This is a genomic window from Streptomyces sp. NPDC085946 (genome assembly GCF_044540485.1).
Taxonomy (GTDB): Bacteria; Actinomycetota; Actinomycetes; order Streptomycetales; family Streptomycetaceae; genus Streptomyces.
This window is the reverse complement of the sequence record NZ_JBITSF010000001.1, coordinates 565,879-582,848: the sequence shown is the minus strand read 5'-3', so window position 1 is coordinate 582,848 and position 16,970 is coordinate 565,879. Positions and strand designations below refer to the sequence as shown.

Below are 16,970 nucleotides of genomic sequence, written 5' to 3'. Positions count from 1 at the left end.
GGGCCGCCCGGGCTCCCGCCCCGCGTCCTACACCGGGTTCGGCCTCCACTGCTGGCACCCGTTGTTCAGCCAGGTCCACTGGCGTACGTCGGCGCCGTCGGCGGTGGAGCAGTCCGCCACGTCGGCGACCTTGCCGGTGGCCTGGTTGACGATCCGGACGAACCCGCCGTCGGTGGCGACGAACCGGAACCGCTGGCAGGTGTTGTCCAGCCAGGACCATTGCCGCAGGTCCGCCCCGTCGGCGCCGGAGCAGTTCTCCGTGTCCAGCACCTTGCCGGTGGCGGCGTTGACGAGCCGGTGGGTGTCGTCGCCGAGGTCCTCCAGCCGCCATCGCTGGTGGGCGCCGCCGTTGCAGGCGTACTGGGCGACGTTCGCGCCGTCGGCGGCCGAACCGCCGGTCACCTCCAGGCACTTGCCGCTGGCGCGGTTGGTGAGGGTGTACGTGGCGGAGACGCCGGCGGGCTCCCCGGAGGGTCCGGTCAGGGAGGCCCCGAGCCGGACGGGCGTCCCCAGGTTCGGGGTGCCGTCGGCGTTCCAGGTGAACTTCTGCGCCCGGGTCGTCCGCCCGTTGTCGCAGCCCTCCCCCGCGCCGTCGTTGGCGTGGTAGACGATCCAGCTCTCCCGGCCGTCCGGGGAGGTGAAGAAGCCGTTGTGCCCGGGTCCGTAGACCCCGTTCGCGTCACTGCGCTGGAAGACGGGCGTGGGTTTCTTCGTCCAGGAGGACGCCGACAGCGGGTCGGAGCCGGTCAGTTCGAGCTGCCCGAGTTTGTAGTCGGGCGTCCAGCAGCCGCTGGCGGAGTAGATCAGGAAGGTCCGCCCGCCCCGTTGCAGCACCTCGGGGCCCTCGTTGACGGTCCCGCCCTGCCGTTCCCAGTCGTACGTCGGCGTGGAGATCGTCGTGTACGGGCCGCTGACCGTGTACGGACCGGACATCGGCGCGATGACGAGGTTCTGCGTGCCGCCGGTGATCGCGCTGCCCAGCGCGTACAGCCGGCCGCCCGCGTTCAGCAGGCTCGCGTCCAGCATCCACGCGCTGTTGAGCTGCCCCTTGTAGGTGTACGGCCCCATCGGATCGGAACCGGCGCTCTCCAGCACGTGGCTGCGCTGGGTCGGGTTGTAGTCGGCGACGTTCTGCCCGGCGGTGTAGTACAGGTACCAGCGCCCGTTCACGTGGTGCAGCTCCGGCGCCCAGATGTTGCAGCACCGGGAGGCGGCGTCGCCCTTCCACACCTGCACGCTCGGCGCGGTGGCGAGCCCGGCGAGGGTGGCGGACTTGCGGACGGTGATGACGTCGGTCCAGCTCGTCGTCACCAGGTAGTAGTGGCCGTCGTGGTACGAGATCCAGGGGTCGGCGCCCTTGACCGCCTTGACGGGGTTGGCGAACGAGGCGGCGCCGGCGGGGGTCTGCCCCAGGGCGAGGACGCAGACCAGCGCGGCCAGCAGGGTCAGTAGGCGACGGGCCATCCGCTGCTCCAGTTCAGGAGGTTGATGCCGAGCTTGGGGGTGCCGCCGTCGTTGCCGTCGTAGTAGTGGTAGACGATCAGGTCGCCGTCGGTGTCCTTGAGGATCGACTGGCCGCCCGGGCCGATGACGCTGCCGTGCGACTCCAGCACCGGCGTGCCGCCGTTGTTCGTCATCGCCACGCCGTTCTTGTCGCGGTACGGCCCGGTGACGGAGGTGGCGCGGCCGACCTTGACCTTGTACGTGGAGCCGGTGCCGGCGCAGCAGGTGTCGTACGAGGCGAACAGGTAGTAGTAGCCGTTCCGTTTGACGACGAACGGCGCCTCGACGGCCTTCGTCCCGGTGGGGCGGGAGGCGAGGGAGTAGCGGGTGGTGTTCGAGGAGAGCTGCTTCCCGGTGGAGGGGTTGATCTGGATCATCTTGATCCCGGTCCACCAGCTGCCGAAGGACAGCCACCACTTGCCGTCGCCGTCGACGAACAGGTTGGGGTCGATGGCGTTGTAGTCGCTGGACGAGTTCGAGGTGTAGACGATGCCGTAGTCGCTCCAGCTGCCCGGCAGGCCCGTGGTCGAGCCCGCGAGCCCGATGGCCGAGGTGTTCGAGCCGAACTTGGAGACGGAGTAGTACATCAGGTACTTGCCGCCCTGGTACGAGATGTCCGGCGCCCAGGCCTCCGGGACGGAGGAGTACGTCGACCACCAGCCCGGGCGGCTGGAGAAGGCGTCGGCACCGGCGCTGAACGCGATCCGGTTCGCGGACGTCTTGGCGGCGATGCCGCCGCCGGTGGCGTAGAGCAGGTACTGCCCGGACGAGGTGCGGATCATCGTCGGGTCGTGGGTGACGACGGAGCCGGTGACGGTCCCCGGGTTGGGGTACGCCGACGCCGTGGTCGGCACCAGGGCGAGCAGGGCGGCGGCGGGGAGCGCGAGCAGGGCGGTCCTGGCGCGCGACGTGCGGGGGGCGCGGGAGGTGCGGCTCATGCGGGGTCCTCCTTGCGGTGGGGAGAGACGGCCGTCCGAAATACCGGACAGCGCTCGCAAGTTCGAACGGACCGTAGAATCGAACCACGTGCGCGTCAATGGTTCGCGCAGCCCCGGCCGTCGACCGGCGCCCCGCCCTTCGCCGGGGACAACCGCCCGGGCACGTCGATCTCGGCGCGGACGGTCTTGCGCGGCGGTTCGCGGTCCAGCACCTCCCAGCGGTCGGCGAGCGCGCCGACGACGACCAGCCCGCGGCCGTGTTCGTCGAGGGGGTGCGGGGGGCGTACGGCCCCGGGTGCCGGCGGGCGGCTTTCGGCACGGGTGTTGGTGACCTCGACGCGGACGCTCCCGACGACGAGGGAGAGCCGCAGCTCGAAGTCCCGGCCGGGCACGCGGCCGTGGGTCACGGCGTTGGCGGCGAGCTCGGCGACGACCGCCGCGGTCCTGTCGCAGACGTCGGAGCCGTGCGGGATGCCCCACGCGTGCAACTGCGTCGCCGCGAGGAGCCGGGCGAGGCGGGCGCCGCGCGGGGTGGCGCTGAGACGCAGGGTGAACACACGTACGGTAACCGGTCGCCGGGCGGCGGATGGTGCTGTCATGCGCCCAATCTGACGGCCCGGACCGGCACTTCACCAGGTCGGAGGCGCGTACGCCGCGGCAGCGTACGCGGTCACGCGCTGGACAGTACCGGTGACCACCCGTGACCATGCCTGCGGGAGGTGACCGACAGTGGTCGATGGCGTGACGGGAACGGGCGGCGAACCGGAGTCCTCCGACAGCCTGCGGACGTTCGGGGCGGTGGTCCAGGGCCTGCGCGAGCATGCGGGGCTGAGCAGGGAGGAGTTCGGAGAACTGGTCCGCTTCTCCAAACACACGGTGGCTTCGGTGGAGTTGGGGCGGCGGATGCCGGATCCGATCTTCGTGGAGCGGGCGGAGGAGGCGCTGGGGGTCACGGGGGCGCTTCGCAAGGCGGCGGGGCGCCTGGAGCGCCAGCCGGGGCTGGCGGCCTGGTTCCGGCACTGGGCCCGATTGGAGGCGCTGGCCATCACCCTGTGCACGTACGAGTGCCGGCTGGTTCCGGGGCTGCTGCAGACGGAGGCGTACGCGCGCCAGCTGTTCGTCGACGAGTTGCCCCCGCTGGACGATGAGCAGATCGAGGCGCAGTGGGCAGCGCGCGCCGAGCGGCAACGGCTGTTGCAGGAGCGCACGAACACCGCCTTCAGCTTCATTCTCGAAGAGCACCTGTTCCAGCGGCGCACGGGCGGCACGGACGCCACGCGGGAACTCATCGACCACGTACTGGAGATCGCGGAACTGCGGAACGTCGAGATCCAGGTCATGCCGCTGGTGCGGGAGTCGCATGCGGGACTGCATGGGCCGCTGCAATTGCTGGAGACTCCGGAGAACCAGTGGTTCGCCTACATCGAAGGTCAGCAGAGCGGTCAGTTGATCACCGATCGCAAGGTGGTCAGCGTGCTCCAGAGGCGGTATGCCAGGATGCGTGCACAGGCTCTTTCCCTTGACGACTCCGTGAGCCTGTTGCGGCGGATGCGAGGAGACCTATGAGCACCAGCGAACTGGCCTGGTTCAAGTCCACGTACAGCAGCAGCGGCTCCGGCGACTGCGTGGAGGTCGCCCTCGCCCCTGCCACCGTCCACGTCCGCGACTCCAAGGACAGGCACGGCCCCCGCCTCACCCTCTCCCCCATCGCTTGGACCGACTTCCTCGGCCACCTCGCCGAGTGACCCTCGGGCCGCCCGCCGGGCGGGCGGCCCGCACGGCTACCGGGGGTCGGCGGGCGGGGCGGGCGGCGTGAGGACGTAACCGGCCAGCAGACCGGCCACGCCCAGCAGGCACTCGACGTACAGCGCGGTGGACTCGGAGGCTCCTCCCCCCGCGGCGATCAGAACGACGCCGGTCACCAGAACGGCCAGGAACGTCGCGTAATGACGGTGCAGCACACCCCTGAGGGAAAACGGCATGGCCCCTCGCCTCCTCCATTCGGTGGGATCGCAATGCCGTTCATTCGACCAGCCGCCGGACCGGGCGTCCAGGAAAGTCCCGCTACGCCGAACTTCACCCGAGAACCGCGTGATTCACTGAAGTTCACCGAAAGTCCGCGGCGGTGCCGGGGGCGGTGCCATGATGACGCTCGCCGTGCCCGCGCTGGTCAACCGGGGGGACCGTGGACACCTCGTCGCATGCCGCCGCGCCGCCCGTGCGGCGGTTCGCCGCCCAGTTGCGCCGGTTGCGCATCTCCGCCGGCGAGCCGCAGATCAAGACGATCGCGGCGCGGGCGCAGTGCAGCCAGGCGACCGTGTCCGAGGCGCTCAACGGGCGACGGCTGCCCAGCGAGACGGTCACCCACCGCCTGGTCGTCGCGCTGGGCGGCGACTGGGAGCACTGGCGGGAGGTGTGGCGCGCGACCAGGACGGAGCTGGACGTCCTGCGGCGCGAGGGGCCGGGCACCGGGATGCCGCCGTACCATCTCGCCGCCGGGCCGTCGGCCGGGGACACCGCGCACCTGACGATGGTGCACTATCCGGACCCGCCCGCCTTCTACCGCGCCGCGGCCGACGGCATCCGCAGGGCCCGCTCCGAGATCCGGCTCACCTACGTGCGCCTGCACCCGCCCGGCCAGTGGGGCGCCGCGGAAGCCGACGCCTACTACAGGACCGTGCTCGACTGGGCCAGGAGCCACTCGGCGGAGTCCGCCAGCGTCCGGCGCGTCATCGGCGTGCCGGAGGTGGGCGGCGTGCCGAAGGCGGCCAACCTGGCCTGGCTGCGGGAACACCAGGCCGAGATCGCCGACATCTACGCCTACGAGGCCCGCGTCATGCCCTGGGCCGCCTCGTTCGGCTGGTACAACATGGGGCTCATCGACGACACCGTCAGCTACCTCTCCTTCTCCGGCGTCGGCCGCCAGCAGCTCAAGGGCTTCAGCGTCGAGGGCAGTGTGTTCCTGCGGTACTTCGCGGCCAGCTTCGACCAGGCGTGGGGGGCGTTGGAGCCCTTGGACGTGTATCTGACACGGCATTAGGCGCCTTCTTGCAAGCGCGGCGACGCCCTGTGCATCACCTGCTCGTTCGTGACTCCGGAGGGCAGGCGGGGCGAACGGAGCTACGCGCACAGCGGCGTCGGCCCGCACCCGGGTGATCCCGTCGAAGTCCTTCACGACCCGGCCGGGCCCCGCGACGGCTGCCTGTCCGAGGAGGGGGCCGAGAACTGGCGGCTCGGGGCCTTCTTCCTCTTCATCGGTGTGGGGCTCACCGGCTCCACGACCGTGTGCGCCCACCGGGGCGACGCGGCCCGCCCGCGGGTGACCGCCGGTGCAGGCCGCGCCCCTCGCCCGTCAGGACTCCGGGCACTCCTTCCACGCCAGGTGGTACACCGTGCTGATGTCGCCGTCGATGGAGTCCATGGTCATGAAGCTGACCTTGTCGGCCGACTGCGTGCCGGCGTTCACCCGCAGCTCCGTGTTGATGTTGAAGTTGCGCTGGACTCCGCAGGGGGCCCAGACCAGTTGGGCCCAGTCGGTGGTGTCGCTCGCCTGCCAGTTGTCGTTGTAGGGGCCGCCGAGGGGGTGGTTGCGGAACGCCGTGTTCGAGGAGCCCTGGAAGTAGTACGAGGCCCGCTGGGTGGCGCTCGCGCCGGGCTGGAGGGCGGCGAAGCCCCGGTAGTCGGCGCTGGCGATGGCGTAGGTGAAGCCCTGCGGGACGTGGACGACCAGGTTGAGCTGGCAGTTCTTGCGGAAGGCGGTGGGGTCGGAGCCGCCGCCCGCCTGGGCGAGGTAGTCGCTGTAGGTCACCGTGAAGGCGGTGTTGTCCTCGGAGACGGCGATCGCGGTGGTGCCCTGCGGGCAGCCCGAGCCGTTCACCGTGGCGACCTTGATGACGATCTTGTCCGGGGGCGGGTCGACGAACCCGGAGGACGGGGGCTGTGCGGGCAGTGCGGTGCCGAGGAGCGCGGCGATCGCGCCGCTCAGGAGCAGGCCGGCGGCCATGGTTCTCCCCTTCCGTGCCGTGGGGGGTGGACGGTGCAGAACAGTCATGGGCATGCCAAAGAGCAGCCCGTCGCGTCCCGTCCGTGACGAAGAGATGAAGGATCCGTGAAGGCCGGGAGCGGTCGCATCGTACGCAGCGGCCCGGCGGGCGGCCAGGTGCTTCTCCGGCCATTCGGCGGCGGCCCGCTACGGGTTCTCCCAGGCGGCCGGTTCCGCCGCCAGCCGCCGCACCTGCTCCGGCAGCGCGTCCGCCGCGAGGTCGGCGACCGTGACGCCCTCCAGGATGCGGCGCACGTTGGCCCGCAGCGCGATCCACAGCGGCAGCAGCGGCTCGGCGGTGCCCGTGTAGGACAGGCCGGTGGGACGCTCGCCGCGCACGGACACGATCGGGCCGTCCACCGCCCGGATCACGTCCGCCACCGTGATCGCCGACGCCTCCCGCGCCAGCCGGTACCCGCCGCCCCCGCCGCGCCGGCTGTCGACGATGCCGCCGCGCCGCAGATCGCCGAGGATGCCCTCCAGGAACTTGTACGGGATCTCCTGCGCGGCCGCGACGGCCTCCGCCTTCACCGGGTCCCGGCCCTGCCGGACGGCCAGTTCCAGCACCGCCCGTACCGCGTAGTCCGCGCGCGCAGAGATCCTCATATGACCATTGTGGGCCGCGCCGTAGACAATGGCCCACCGGCACCCCTCACCTCAGGCACCACAGGAGGCGCTCCCTTGGAGCTCAGCAGGCGGATGTTCACCGCACTCGCCGGCACGGCGACGCTCGGCCTCGCGCTGACCGGCAGCGGCAGGGCGGCGACCTCCGCGGGCGCGCCGCGCATCGCGCCCACGGGTCCGCCGCCCGCCCCGCCCCGCGCGGACGGCGAGCGGCACGAGATCGCGTTCGACCGGTACTCGCTGCTCGTCGACGGCCGGCGCCTGGTGCTGTGGCCGGGCGAGATGCACTTCTTCCGGCTGCCGAGCCCGTCCCTGTGGCGGGACGTGCTGCAGAAGATGCGCGCCCACGGCTACAACGCGGTGGACCTGCCCGTCGCCTGGAACCACCACTCCCCCGCCCCCGGCGAGCACGACTTCACCGGCGTGCGCGACCTGGACCTGCTGCTGCGCACGGCCGCCGAGACCGGCCTGTACGTCGTCCTGCGGCCCGGCCCGTACCTCGGCGCCGACCTCGACCGCGGCGGCCTGCCCGGCTGGCTGACCGCCACGGGGGGCCGGGCCCGCACCACCGACCCGGCCTACCTCCGGCACGCCGAGGCGTGGCTGTCCGCCGTCCACGCCGTCGCGGCCCGGCACCAGTTCACCCGGGGCACGGGCACGGTCCTGCTCTACCGGACCGAGGACGCGCCCGGCGCGGACGCCTACCTGGAGCGGCTGCGGCGCAGGGCCCGCGCCGACGGCATCGAGGTCCCCCTGCTGTCCGCCGCCCGGCTGCGCGGCGACGACGGCCGGGCCGACCCGTGGGGCGGGCAGGGCTACGGCCCGCTGCGGCGGACCCGGGATGCGGCCCACGAGCGCCGCACCCGCCTGGCCGACCTCGCCGGCGGCCCGCCCCGCCGGGTCTCCCTGGCCTTCGGCGGCACCTCCTGGGGCTGGCTGCCGGCCCCGGGCGCCTACACGTCGTACGACCGCGGCGCGGCGCTCGGCGAGGCGCGCACCCCGGCGGCCGGGCTCGTCCCGCTGCACCAGCTCGGCCACCTGCTGCGCCACGTACCGGACCTGGCGAAACTGGACCGGGCGGCGGAAGTGGCCGCGCCGGACCCGCGGCTGACGGTCCGTCACCTGACCAACCCCGACACCGGTGCCCACGTCTACGTCCTGCGCAACGACTCCGACGAGGCCCTCTCCGCCACGCTGCCGGGCACCGGGATCGACGTGCCGGTGCCGGTGGCGGCGCGGGACGCCAAGCTGATCGCCGCCGGGCTGCGGCTGGGCCGGCGGCGGCTGGCGTACGCCACCGCGCAGCCCATGCTGTCCCTGGCCGCCGGGCGGCAGGACATCGCCGTGTTCACGGGCCGCGGCGGGGAGATGGCGCAGGTCGTGCTGGACTGCGAGGCGGAGCCGGTCACGACCCGACTGGACGCGGAGCCCGGGTGGTCGTACGCCGACGGCCGGCTGCACGTGACGGCCCCGCTGGGCGCGGGCGGGCTGAGCCGGGTGCGGGTCGAGGGCGGCGACGACGAACGCCCCCTGCTGCTGCTGTTCGCCGACGACCCGACGGCCGTGCGGCTGTGGCCGTACGAGACGCCGTCCGGCGCGCTGCTGGTCTACGGCCCGGCCCTGCTGCGCGGCGCCGTCCTGCGCGGTTCCACCGTGCACCTGACCGGTGACACGGTCGCCGAGACCGGCCTGGAGGTGTGGGGGCCGCCCGGCCTCACCGACGTGACGTGGAACGGGCGGCCGGTGCGCACCAGGATCAGCGCCTCCGGCAGCCTGCTGGCCGAGCGGCCGATCCCGGGCGTGTCCGTGCCGGAGCTCCCCGCGCTCGGCGGCTGGCGGCGGCGGACCGAGAACCCGGAGTCGGCACCGGACTTCGACGACTCCGGCTGGACGCCCGCCGACCGCACGGCCGCGCCCGGCGGGCGGCCCGTGCTGTTCGCCGACGCGTACGGCTGCTTCCACGGCGACGTCTGGTACCGGGGCGAGTTCACCGGCGCGCGGGGCGTGGAGTCGGTGTCCTTCGAGTACACCACCGGCACGCAGGGCTTGCTGATGGCCTGGCTGGACGGGCGCCCGCTGGGCACCCACCGCATGCCGGTGCCGGACGAGGGCACCGCGGACCGGGCCGTCTGGACCGCCACGACCTCCTTCCCGCTGCCCGCGCCGCCGCGCGGCGAGCGCGCCGGCGCCGCACGGCGCGGCCGGCACGTGCTGTCCGTGCTGGTGCGGCCCATGCAGCGCGGCGCGGACGACCGGGGCGGCGACCTCTCCCGGCCGGTCCGCGGACTGGCCGCCGTGCGCTTCGCCGGCGCCTCCCCCCGGGTCGCCTGGCGGCTGCGCGGCGCGGCGGAGCCCGACCCGGTGCGCGGCCCGATGAACCACGGCGGGCTGTACGGGGAGCGCGCGGGCTGGCACCTGCCGGGCCACGACGACCGGGACTGGCAGGAGGCGGAGCTGCCGCGCGCCGACCGGCGGCAGGGCGTGACCTGGTACCGGACGCGGTTCCGGCTGGACGTCGACCCGGGCGTCGACGCCTCGCTGGGGCTCGTCCTCGGCGACGACCCGGAGCGCGCCTACCGCGCCCAGGTCTTCCTCAACGGCTGGAACATGGGCCAGTACGTCAACGACGTGGGCCCGCAGCACACCTTCGTCCTGCCGAACGGGATCCTGCGCACCCGGGGCGAGAACACCCTCGCCCTCGCGGTGCTGTCCGACGGGTCCTCCCCGGCCGGCCCGGCGGACGTCCGCCTGACCGTGCTGTCCGCGGCGGCCGGCGGCGTGCCGGTGGAACCGGTCGACGCGCCCGGGCGGTGAGGAGGGGGCCGGGTCCCGGTCCCCCTCCCCCGCGCGGGCGGTCAGGCGAGCCGGATCACGTTCCAGGACAGCGGCTCCAGGACGGCGGTCAGCGTGCCGTCCCGCAGGGCCGTGCCCCCGACCGGGTGCGGGGCGACCCGCTCCGGCTCGTCGAGCGTGTTGCGGGCGTCGGGGTCGGCGTCCGCGAGCGCGCTGTGCTCGACGACCCGCGTCAACCCCAGTGCGGGCAGGGCGACTTCGAGCGGCAGCGGCGCGGTGCGGCTGCGGTTGACGGCGAAGACGGTGACCGAGCCGTCCTCGGCGCGCACCGCGGTGGCGTGCAGCAGGTCGGCCTCGCCGTACCGTTCGGTGTCGTACGTCGGCGAGTCCACGCGGACGTCGAGGACCTCGCCGCGGCCGTACCGGGACGCCTGCGCGAACGGGAAGAACGTGGTCTGCCGCCAGGCCGGGCCGCCGGGCTCGGTCATGATCGGGGCGATGACGTTGACGAGCTGCGCGAGGCAGGCGACCGTGACGCGGTCGGCGTGCCGGAGCAGGGCGATGAGCAGCGAGCCGAAGACGACCGCGTCGGTGACGCTGTAGTTGTCCTCCAGCAGGCGCGGTGCCTGCGGCCAGTCGTCCGGCGCGAACGTCGTGGCCCGCTCCTGCCAGCGGGACAGGTACCAGACGTTCCACTCGTCGAAGGAGAGGTTGATCCTCTTCTTCGACTTCAGCCGCGCCCCGACGTGGTCGCAGGTGGCGACGACGTTCTCGATGAAGGACTCCATGTCGACCGCGGAGGCGAGGAAGGAGTCGACGTCGCCGTCGACCGGCTCGTAGTAGGCGTGCAGGGAGATGTAGTCGACCAGGTCGTACGTCTCCGCCAGGACCGTCGCCTCCCACGCGGCGAAGGTGGGCATGGACTGTCCGGAGGAGCCGCAGGCGACCAGTTCGACGCCCGGGTCGATCTGGCGCATGGCGCGGGCGGTCTCGGCGGCGATGCGGCCGTACTCCTCGGCGGTCTTGTGGCCGGTCTGCCAGGGGCCGTCCATCTCGTTGCCCAGGCACCACAGCCGGATGCCGAAGGGGTCCTTGTCGCCGTGCGCCGCCCGCAGGTCCGACAGGGCCGTGCCGGAGGGGTGGTTGGCGTACTCCTGGAGTTCGAGGGCCTCGGCGACCCCGCGCGTGCCGAGGTTGACCGCCATCATCGGCTCGGCCTGCGGGCCGATCTTCCTCAGGAAGGCGATGTACTCGGACAGGCCGAAGCGGTTGGTCTCGGTGGAGTGCCAGGCCAGGTCCAGGCGGTGGGGGCGCTCCTCGGCCGGGCCGACGGAGTCCTCCCACTTGTAGCCGGAGACGAAGTTGCCGCCGGGGTAGCGCACGGCGGTGACGCCGAGTTCGCGGACGAGGTCCAGGACGTCCCGGCGGACGCCGTCCTCGTCGGCGGTGGGGTGGTCCGGTTCGAAGATGCCGGTGTACACGCAGCGGCCGAGGTGTTCGACGAAGGAGCCGAAGAGCCTGGGGTCGACCGTGCCGACGGTGAAGGCGGGGTCGAGCGTGAAACGGGCGGTGTCGTGCATGGTCGCCTTTCGGAGTGGGTGGGGCGGGTGGCGTGGGTGCGTGGGCGTGTGCGGGCCGGCCGTGGCGGGGCGCGCGGTTCCCCGCGCCCCTGGCGCAGGGCCGGCCGGCCGTCCTTCGTCCGGGTCAGGGCGTCGAGGCCCGGCTCGGGGGTGCCGTCGTCCCCGGCGTCGCAGCAAGGGCGCCGCGCACGGTCACTGCCCCGCCAGTCCCGTGTGGGCGACGCCCGCCACGATCTGCCGCTGGAAGAAGACGAAGACGACGATCAGCGGCAGGCCCGCCATGAGGCCGCCGGCCATGAGCTGGGCCCACTGGATGCCGTAGGAGTTCATGACGGTCGCGATGCCGTTCGGCATGGTCATCAGGTCGGGGTTGTTGGTGACCATGTACGGCCACAGGAAGTTGTTCCACGACGCGATGAAGGTGAAGATGCCGACCGCGGCGAGCGAGGGCCGGGCGAGCGGCACCACGATGGTGAGGAAGACCCGCCAGCGGCCCGCGCCGTCGATGAAGGCGGCCTCCTCCAGTTCGCGCGGGATGCCCTGGAAGAACTTGTAGAGGATGTAGACCATCGCGGCGGGCGCGCACTGCGGCAGGATCATGCCCCAGTAGGTGTCGACCATGCCCATCTGCTGGACCGTGGTGAACAGCGGGACGCCGAGCACCGCCGGGGAGATCATCAGGCCCGCCATCACCAGGCCCAGCAGGAGGTTCTTGCCGCGGAACTCGGTGCGGGCGAAGCCGTATCCGGCGAGCGCGGCGACGGTCAGCACGACGGCGGTCACGCACACGGAGACGACCAGCGAGTTGACGAACCAGCCGGTGATGTTGCCGGTCTCGAAGATCGCCGACCAGGCCTGGCCGGTCCACTCCTCGGGCAGCCAGTGCGGCGGCACCTCGACGGCCTCGGTCTCCGACTTCAGCGAGGTGAACAGCGCCCAGGCGAGCGGGGCGAGGAACACCGCGGAGACGGCGGTGCCGAGCAGGGTGAGGACGATCTGGCCGGGCGTCCACGCCCGGCGGGGCCTGACGCGGACCTGCTGTGCGGCGGTGGTCATCGGCCGCCCTCCTCACGGTTGCGCAGCAGCCACATCCGCGCGAGGGCGACGGCCGCGATGAGCACGAAGAAGATGATGGAGATCGCGGAGGCGTAGCCCACGCGGTAGCTGGTGAAGCCCTCTTCGAGGGTGAACTGCACGAACGTCCGGGTCGACTCCTCGGGGCCCGGCGAGAAGTCCATCATCACCACGGCCTGGTCGAAGACCTGGAGCGAGGCGAGGATCTGCAGGGCGACGACGAGGCCGGTGATGTGGCGCAGCATCGGCAGCGTGATGTGCACCGTGCGGTGCCAGGCGTTGGCGCCGTCCAGCTTGGCGGCCTCGTACAGGTGCCCGGGGATGCCCTGGAGCGCGGCGAGGTAGAGCAGGAAGCTGAAGCCGACCGTCCACCACAGGGTGCAGACGACGACGGCGAGCATGGCGTACGCCTTGTCGGTGAGCCAGGGCGTCTCGAGGCCGAGGACGTGGTTGACCATGCCGGTGCCGGGGTTGAACAGCCACTGCCACAGGTTGCCCGCGACCGTGGAGGGCAGCAGGAACGGGGCGAAGAAGCACAGCCGCCACAGCCACTTGCCGCGCTCGATGTGGTGGGCGAGCATCGCCAGGAGGAAGGCGAGGACGGTGATGCAGGGCACGACCAGGAGCGTGAAGTACGCGCTGTGGCCGAGCGCGTCCCACATCAGCCGGTCCCGCAGGGCCTCGCGGTAGTTGTCGAGGCCGACGAAGCCCGCGCCGTCGCCGGAGATGTTGGCGTCCGTGAAGCTGAGGTAGACGCCGCGCAGCAGCGGCCAGATCACGAACAGCGCGAACAGCGCGAGGAACGGGGCGACGAACCAGCCGCCGTGCTGGAAGCCCTGCCCGCGGCGGACGGCGGCACTCGGCGCGGCGGTCCGCGCGCGGGCCGGTGCGATGACGGTCTCTGCGCCGGTCGTCGTCATGCGGCCGCACCTCCCTGCGCGGCGGTCCTGCCGTCCATGGGGTTGGCCGTGCCGAGCAGTTGGGTGAGCACGCCCTTCATCCGGCGGGCGGCGGCCTCCGGCCGGGCGGAGCCCGTCGTGGAGGAGACGACGACGGGGCCGATGCGCTGGGCGAGCAGGCCGGTGGACCCGGCGAACCACACCTTCGGCTCGGTGGCCTGGTGGTCCATCGCCGAGGCGTACTCGCTCTGCGGGTCGAGGTCCTTGTACGCCTGCGTGGACAGGGTGGGCGTGTAGGCGGGGATGTGGCCGCCGCCCGCCCACTGCTGGGCGTGCCGCACGATGTAGGCGGCGAGCCGGTGGGCGGCCTCGTCGGCGGCTCCGCCGCGCTCCGCCTGGTGGGGCAGGACGAAGGAGTGCGACTCGGCGTGGGTGGCCTGCCTGCCGAAGACCGGCGGCAGGGGGGCGGCGCCGTAGTCGAGCTTCGCCCCGGAGAAGACCGGCACCGACCAGTTGCCCTCCCACGCGAAGGGCGAGCCGTTGACGAACTGCTCGGCGCCCGCGCCGCCGCCGAAGGCGGGGTCGGCGTAGCCGTCGGTGACGTGCCGGCGCAGGAACTCCAGGACCTGCACGGCCTTGCCGGTGTCGAAGGTGACCTCGGTGCGGGCGTCGTCGAACCAGGTGCCGCCGAGCTGGGTGTAGAAGGCGACGAAGAACCACCACTGGAAGTTCTGGTCGTTGTGCCACAGGCCGATGGTCTGGAGCCCCTTCTTCGTGGCCTTCCTGGCCTCCTCGAGCACGTCGAACCAGTCGTCGGGCGAGGTGACGGGCACCATCCGCCCGTCGGCGCCGAGCAGCCCCGCTTTCTTCAGCACGTCCTTGCGGTAGAAGCAGAGCTGGACGTGGATGTCGAGCGGGAGGGCGTAGAGCCGGCCGTCGATGACGGCGCGCTTCCACAGCTCGGGGTTGAAGTCCGCCTCCCGCACGCCGTACCGGGCGAGCAGGTCGACGTCCCAGGGGTCCAGGAGCCGGCCGGGCGAGAAGCCCGGGACCCGGCCCAGGTGCATGACGCCGAGGTCGGGGGCGCGGTTGCCCGCCGCCGCCATGGCCAGCTTGGTGTAGAAGGGGCTGCCCCACTGGAGCGTGGAGTCCTTCACCGCGATGCCGGGATGCTCCTCACGGAAGGAGTCCAGCATCGCGATCATGTTGTAGCCGTCGCCGCCGCTGAAGAGGTTCCAGTACCGCACCCGCGTGTCGGCGTCGGAGGCCAGTGCGTCGGCGCCGGTCCCGAGGGCGGCGAAGCCGAAGCTGCCGGCGACGGACAGTCCCGTGAGCCCGCCCAGAAGCTGCCTGCGATTCAGGCCAGGTCGTCCCATGCCCTGCCCTAACTGTTCGGTGTCCAGTGATCGGGGTGTGCTGTGACGCGTCGGGCGCGTTCGATATTTCGACAGGCGCCCGTAACTTCGAACGGGACCGTAGGTTCGAAGCGTGTGCGCGTCAATGGTTCGGACAGAATGCACAGCCGGCTTCCGAAAAGCGGTGGCCGGACCTGGCCGAACTCCGGCCGCCGGATGGCATGATGCGACCGGTTGTCGCCACGTAGGCTCGAACAGGCCGCCGACGGCCGGGGCCAGGGGGGTGCGAATGGACATCGGGGGCGCGCGCACGGCCGGGGCCCGGGTCGCCGGGGCGCTCCGGCGTTCGCGGAACGGCGCGGCCATGCGCCGGCTGGCCGCCGACCTGGCCGCGGCGGTCCGGGCCAGGCCCCGGCCGCCGGACGGCGTACGGGCGCTGTGCCGGGCGCTGTGCGAGGAGATGAGCGCGCGCCGCGGCGGGCGCCCGGTCGAGCTGCGCTTCGAGCGCTTCCCCGACGAGCTCCAGGTGACCGGCCTGTGGGTGGAGTTCCACGACTTCGACCTGGTCATCGTCGAGCAGCGGGCCGAGGCGGTGCAGCAACTGGTCATCCTGGGACACGAGTTGTGGCATCTGTACGTCGGTCACGACCACCACCACGCCGGCGGGGCGGCGGCCGCGCGGGCGCTGGCCGGCGAGGCCGGCTGGCGGGAGGCCGCGCTGGCCGTGGCCGCGCGCAACGGCTCCCGTGAGCGGGACGAGGCCGAGGCCGACGACTTCGGGCACCGGCTGGCCGCCGTGTTCCGGCCCTGGGTGGGGGCGCGGCCCGGCACCGGCACGGCCGCCGGGCCCGTGCAGCGCTCCCTGGGCTACCGGCCGCGCGGCGGGGCCGAGCGGTGACGACCCGACCGGCGCTCACGCCCTCCGCGCTCCTCGGCGAGTTCTCCATCTCCTTCTGGGTGCCGGCCGCGGTCCTCACCGTCGCCCTGCTGATCAAACTGCCCACCATCGTGCGGCTGTGGCGGGACCCGCTGCTGCGCGCGGTGGGCGGCCTGCTGCTGCTCGCCTGCCTCGTCTTCGTGTTCTGCGCCCCGTCGACGATCGCCCGCGTCAACCGCCTCGCCGGCGTGCCCAACATCTCCGCGCCCTGGTGCTATTCGCTGCTCACCGCGTTCTGCGGGTCCTGCCTGCTGCTGATCATCGCCTGGCGCAACGGCCTGTCCGAACGCTCCGCGGCCACCCGCCGCGCGATGCGCTGGGTCGTCTGCGGCTACTCGGGGGTGATCGTCGCCCTGTGGGTGCTGTTCCTCCTCGCGGACGCGCCCGTGGAGCGGCTGCGCGACCTGGACACGTACTACGCCACCACGCCCTTCATGCGCGAGGAGATCCTGCTCTACCTGACCGCCCACACCGTGGCCGTGCTCATCACGTCCCGGCTGATCTGGAACTGGGTGCGCACCGACGGGCTCGACGCCTGGCTGCGCTGGGGCCTGAAGTCCCTCGGCGTCGGCTACGCGATCAACCTGGTCTTCGACGCGGCCAAGCTGACCGCCGTCGCGGCCCGCTGGACCGGGCACGACCTGGACTGGCTGAGCACCGACCTCGCGCCGCTCGTCGCCTGCCTGTCCGCCCTCCTCATCGCGGTGGGCTTCATCCTCCCGCACGCCGGCCAGTACCTGAGCGAACGCCGGCGCATCCGGCTCGCCCACCGCGAACTGCGGCCCCTGTACCTGCTGATGCAGTCCGTCAACGGCTCCGGCGTGCCGTTCGTGCTGCGCGCCGGCCCGGAGCTGCGGCTGATCCGCCGGGAGACGTTCATCCGCGACGTGCTCCTCCCGCTGGCCCGGCACGTCGACGACGACACGCGGCGGCGGGCGCACGCCGCCGCGCTGGAGCTGGGCCACGAGCCGGGCCGGGCCAAGGCGCTCGCCGACGCGGTGGCCGTCCTGGACGCCGTCGAGGCCGGACGGCGGACGCCGGACGCCGACGGCGACGGCGGTCTGGACACCGCCGACCTGCTCCAGGAGATCGGGGCCGTCTCCCGGGCCCTGCGCCGCCCCGACGAGATCGCCGCGGTGCGCGCCCGGGCGGCCGCGCCGGGCGGCGAAGGCCCGCCCGGCGCCCGAAGAGCCGTCGAGGAACAGAGCCGTTGAACAGAGAGCGA

Annotated in this window: 16 protein-coding genes; 6 read left to right on the top strand and 10 right to left on the bottom strand. The window is 72.7% G+C overall.

Annotation, left to right across the window (positions count from 1 at the left end):
* Nucleotides 1-27: 27 nt before the first annotated feature.
* The 3 genes from ACIF8T_RS02545 to ACIF8T_RS02535 all read right to left on the bottom strand — a co-directional run bounded on the left by ACIF8T_RS02545 (nt 28) and on the right by ACIF8T_RS02535 (nt 3,040).
* Nucleotides 28-1,464, bottom strand: coding sequence for a family 43 glycosylhydrolase (locus ACIF8T_RS02545; RefSeq protein WP_400030329.1), 1,437 nt, complete (start codon nt 1,462-1,464; stop codon nt 28-30).
* Nucleotides 1,446-2,441, bottom strand: a complete 996-nt coding sequence (locus ACIF8T_RS02540; RefSeq protein WP_400030327.1) for an arabinan endo-1,5-alpha-L-arabinosidase — start codon at nt 2,439-2,441, stop codon at nt 1,446-1,448. The genes ACIF8T_RS02545 and ACIF8T_RS02540 overlap by 19 nt, the downstream gene beginning before the upstream one ends.
* A 95-nt stretch (nt 2,442-2,536) precedes the next feature.
* Nucleotides 2,537-3,040: an ATP-binding protein gene (locus ACIF8T_RS02535; RefSeq protein ID WP_400030326.1), complete on the bottom strand. Its 504-nt coding sequence runs from the start codon at nt 3,038-3,040 to the stop codon at nt 2,537-2,539.
* A 130-nt stretch (nt 3,041-3,170) separates the two neighbouring features.
* On the opposite strand from ACIF8T_RS02535, the gene ACIF8T_RS02530 reads away from it, so the two are divergent.
* The gene (locus tag ACIF8T_RS02530) at nt 3,171-4,007 is read left to right on the top strand and encodes a Scr1 family TA system antitoxin-like transcriptional regulator (protein ID WP_400030324.1); all 837 of its coding nucleotides are present in this window, start codon (nt 3,171-3,173) and stop codon (nt 4,005-4,007) included.
* Nucleotides 4,004-4,186: a DUF397 domain-containing protein gene (locus ACIF8T_RS02525; RefSeq protein ID WP_400030322.1), complete on the top strand. Its 183-nt coding sequence runs from the start codon at nt 4,004-4,006 to the stop codon at nt 4,184-4,186. The genes ACIF8T_RS02530 and ACIF8T_RS02525 overlap by 4 nt, the downstream gene beginning before the upstream one ends.
* Before the next feature lie 36 nt (nt 4,187-4,222).
* On the opposite strand, the gene ACIF8T_RS02520 is transcribed toward ACIF8T_RS02525, so the two are convergent.
* Nucleotides 4,223-4,423 (bottom strand): hypothetical protein, encoded by a 201-nt coding sequence (locus ACIF8T_RS02520; protein ID WP_400030320.1) that lies wholly within the window; start codon nt 4,421-4,423, stop codon nt 4,223-4,225.
* A 203-nt stretch (nt 4,424-4,626) separates the two neighbouring features.
* On the opposite strand from ACIF8T_RS02520, the gene ACIF8T_RS02515 reads away from it, so the two are divergent.
* On the top strand, nt 4,627-5,481 hold the full coding sequence (locus ACIF8T_RS02515; RefSeq protein WP_400030318.1) for a helix-turn-helix domain-containing protein: 855 nt from the start codon (nt 4,627-4,629) through the stop codon (nt 5,479-5,481).
* 312 nt (nt 5,482-5,793) lie between these two features.
* On the opposite strand, the gene ACIF8T_RS02510 is transcribed toward ACIF8T_RS02515, so the two are convergent.
* A complete protein-coding gene (locus ACIF8T_RS02510; RefSeq protein WP_400030316.1) occupies nt 5,794-6,444 on the bottom strand; it encodes a DUF4360 domain-containing protein in 651 nt (216 codons plus the stop codon).
* 186 nt (nt 6,445-6,630) lie between these two features.
* The gene (locus ACIF8T_RS02505) at nt 6,631-7,089 is read right to left on the bottom strand and encodes an RrF2 family transcriptional regulator (RefSeq protein WP_400030314.1); all 459 of its coding nucleotides are present in this window, start codon (nt 7,087-7,089) and stop codon (nt 6,631-6,633) included.
* Nucleotides 7,090-7,164: 75 nt separating this feature from the next.
* Between ACIF8T_RS02505 and ACIF8T_RS02500 the strand changes: the two genes are divergently transcribed.
* A complete protein-coding gene (locus tag ACIF8T_RS02500) occupies nt 7,165-9,921 on the top strand; it encodes a beta-galactosidase (protein WP_400030312.1) in 2,757 nt (918 codons plus the stop codon).
* Between the two features lie 41 nt (nt 9,922-9,962).
* On the opposite strand, the gene ACIF8T_RS02495 is transcribed toward ACIF8T_RS02500, so the two are convergent.
* From ACIF8T_RS02495 to ACIF8T_RS02480, 4 genes are all read right to left on the bottom strand, one after another.
* Complete coding sequence (locus ACIF8T_RS02495) at nt 9,963-11,480, bottom strand: alpha-N-arabinofuranosidase (RefSeq protein WP_400030311.1); 1,518 nt, start codon at nt 11,478-11,480, stop codon at nt 9,963-9,965.
* Nucleotides 11,481-11,672: 192 nt separating this feature from the next.
* Nucleotides 11,673-12,536 (bottom strand): carbohydrate ABC transporter permease, encoded by an 864-nt coding sequence (locus ACIF8T_RS02490; RefSeq protein WP_400030309.1) that lies wholly within the window; start codon nt 12,534-12,536, stop codon nt 11,673-11,675.
* Complete coding sequence (locus ACIF8T_RS02485; RefSeq protein ID WP_400030307.1) at nt 12,533-13,474, bottom strand: carbohydrate ABC transporter permease; 942 nt, start codon at nt 13,472-13,474, stop codon at nt 12,533-12,535. The genes ACIF8T_RS02490 and ACIF8T_RS02485 overlap by 4 nt, the downstream gene beginning before the upstream one ends.
* The gene (locus tag ACIF8T_RS02480) at nt 13,471-14,829 is read right to left on the bottom strand and encodes an extracellular solute-binding protein (RefSeq protein WP_400030305.1); all 1,359 of its coding nucleotides are present in this window, start codon (nt 14,827-14,829) and stop codon (nt 13,471-13,473) included. The genes ACIF8T_RS02485 and ACIF8T_RS02480 overlap by 4 nt, the downstream gene beginning before the upstream one ends.
* A 268-nt stretch (nt 14,830-15,097) precedes the next feature.
* Between ACIF8T_RS02480 and ACIF8T_RS02475 the strand changes: the two genes are divergently transcribed.
* Both ACIF8T_RS02475 and ACIF8T_RS02470 read left to right on the top strand, forming a co-directional pair.
* Complete coding sequence (locus ACIF8T_RS02475; RefSeq protein ID WP_400030303.1) at nt 15,098-15,706, top strand: toxin-antitoxin system, toxin component family protein; 609 nt, start codon at nt 15,098-15,100, stop codon at nt 15,704-15,706.
* The gene (locus tag ACIF8T_RS02470) at nt 15,703-16,959 is read left to right on the top strand and encodes an MAB_1171c family putative transporter (RefSeq protein ID WP_400030301.1); all 1,257 of its coding nucleotides are present in this window, start codon (nt 15,703-15,705) and stop codon (nt 16,957-16,959) included. Before ACIF8T_RS02475 ends, ACIF8T_RS02470 begins: the two co-directional genes overlap by 4 nt.
* Nucleotides 16,960-16,970: the final 11 nt, after the last annotated feature.

Excerpts from the sequence above, each read along its gene's own strand:
- ACIF8T_RS02495 (WP_400030311.1), bottom strand. The coding sequence starts at position 11,480 with ATGCACGACACCGCCCGTTTCACGCTCGACCCCGCCTTCACCGTCGGC.
- ACIF8T_RS02535 (WP_400030326.1), bottom strand. The coding sequence starts at position 3,040 with ATGACAGCACCATCCGCCGCCCGGCGACCGGTTACCGTACGTGTGTTC.
- ACIF8T_RS02480 (WP_400030305.1), bottom strand. The coding sequence starts at position 14,829 with ATGGGACGACCTGGCCTGAATCGCAGGCAGCTTCTGGGCGGGCTCACG.
- ACIF8T_RS02490 (WP_400030309.1), bottom strand. The coding sequence starts at position 12,536 with ATGACCACCGCCGCACAGCAGGTCCGCGTCAGGCCCCGCCGGGCGTGG.
- ACIF8T_RS02505 (WP_400030314.1), bottom strand. The coding sequence starts at position 7,089 with ATGAGGATCTCTGCGCGCGCGGACTACGCGGTACGGGCGGTGCTGGAA.
- ACIF8T_RS02525 (WP_400030322.1), top strand. The coding sequence starts at position 4,004 with ATGAGCACCAGCGAACTGGCCTGGTTCAAGTCCACGTACAGCAGCAGC.
- ACIF8T_RS02510 (WP_400030316.1), bottom strand. The coding sequence starts at position 6,444 with ATGGCCGCCGGCCTGCTCCTGAGCGGCGCGATCGCCGCGCTCCTCGGC.
- ACIF8T_RS02475 (WP_400030303.1), top strand. The coding sequence starts at position 15,098 with ATGGACATCGGGGGCGCGCGCACGGCCGGGGCCCGGGTCGCCGGGGCG.
- ACIF8T_RS02485 (WP_400030307.1), bottom strand. The coding sequence starts at position 13,474 with ATGACGACGACCGGCGCAGAGACCGTCATCGCACCGGCCCGCGCGCGG.
- ACIF8T_RS02545 (WP_400030329.1), bottom strand. The coding sequence starts at position 1,464 with ATGGCCCGTCGCCTACTGACCCTGCTGGCCGCGCTGGTCTGCGTCCTC.
- ACIF8T_RS02540 (WP_400030327.1), bottom strand. The coding sequence starts at position 2,441 with ATGAGCCGCACCTCCCGCGCCCCCCGCACGTCGCGCGCCAGGACCGCC.
- ACIF8T_RS02520 (WP_400030320.1), bottom strand. The coding sequence starts at position 4,423 with ATGCCGTTTTCCCTCAGGGGTGTGCTGCACCGTCATTACGCGACGTTC.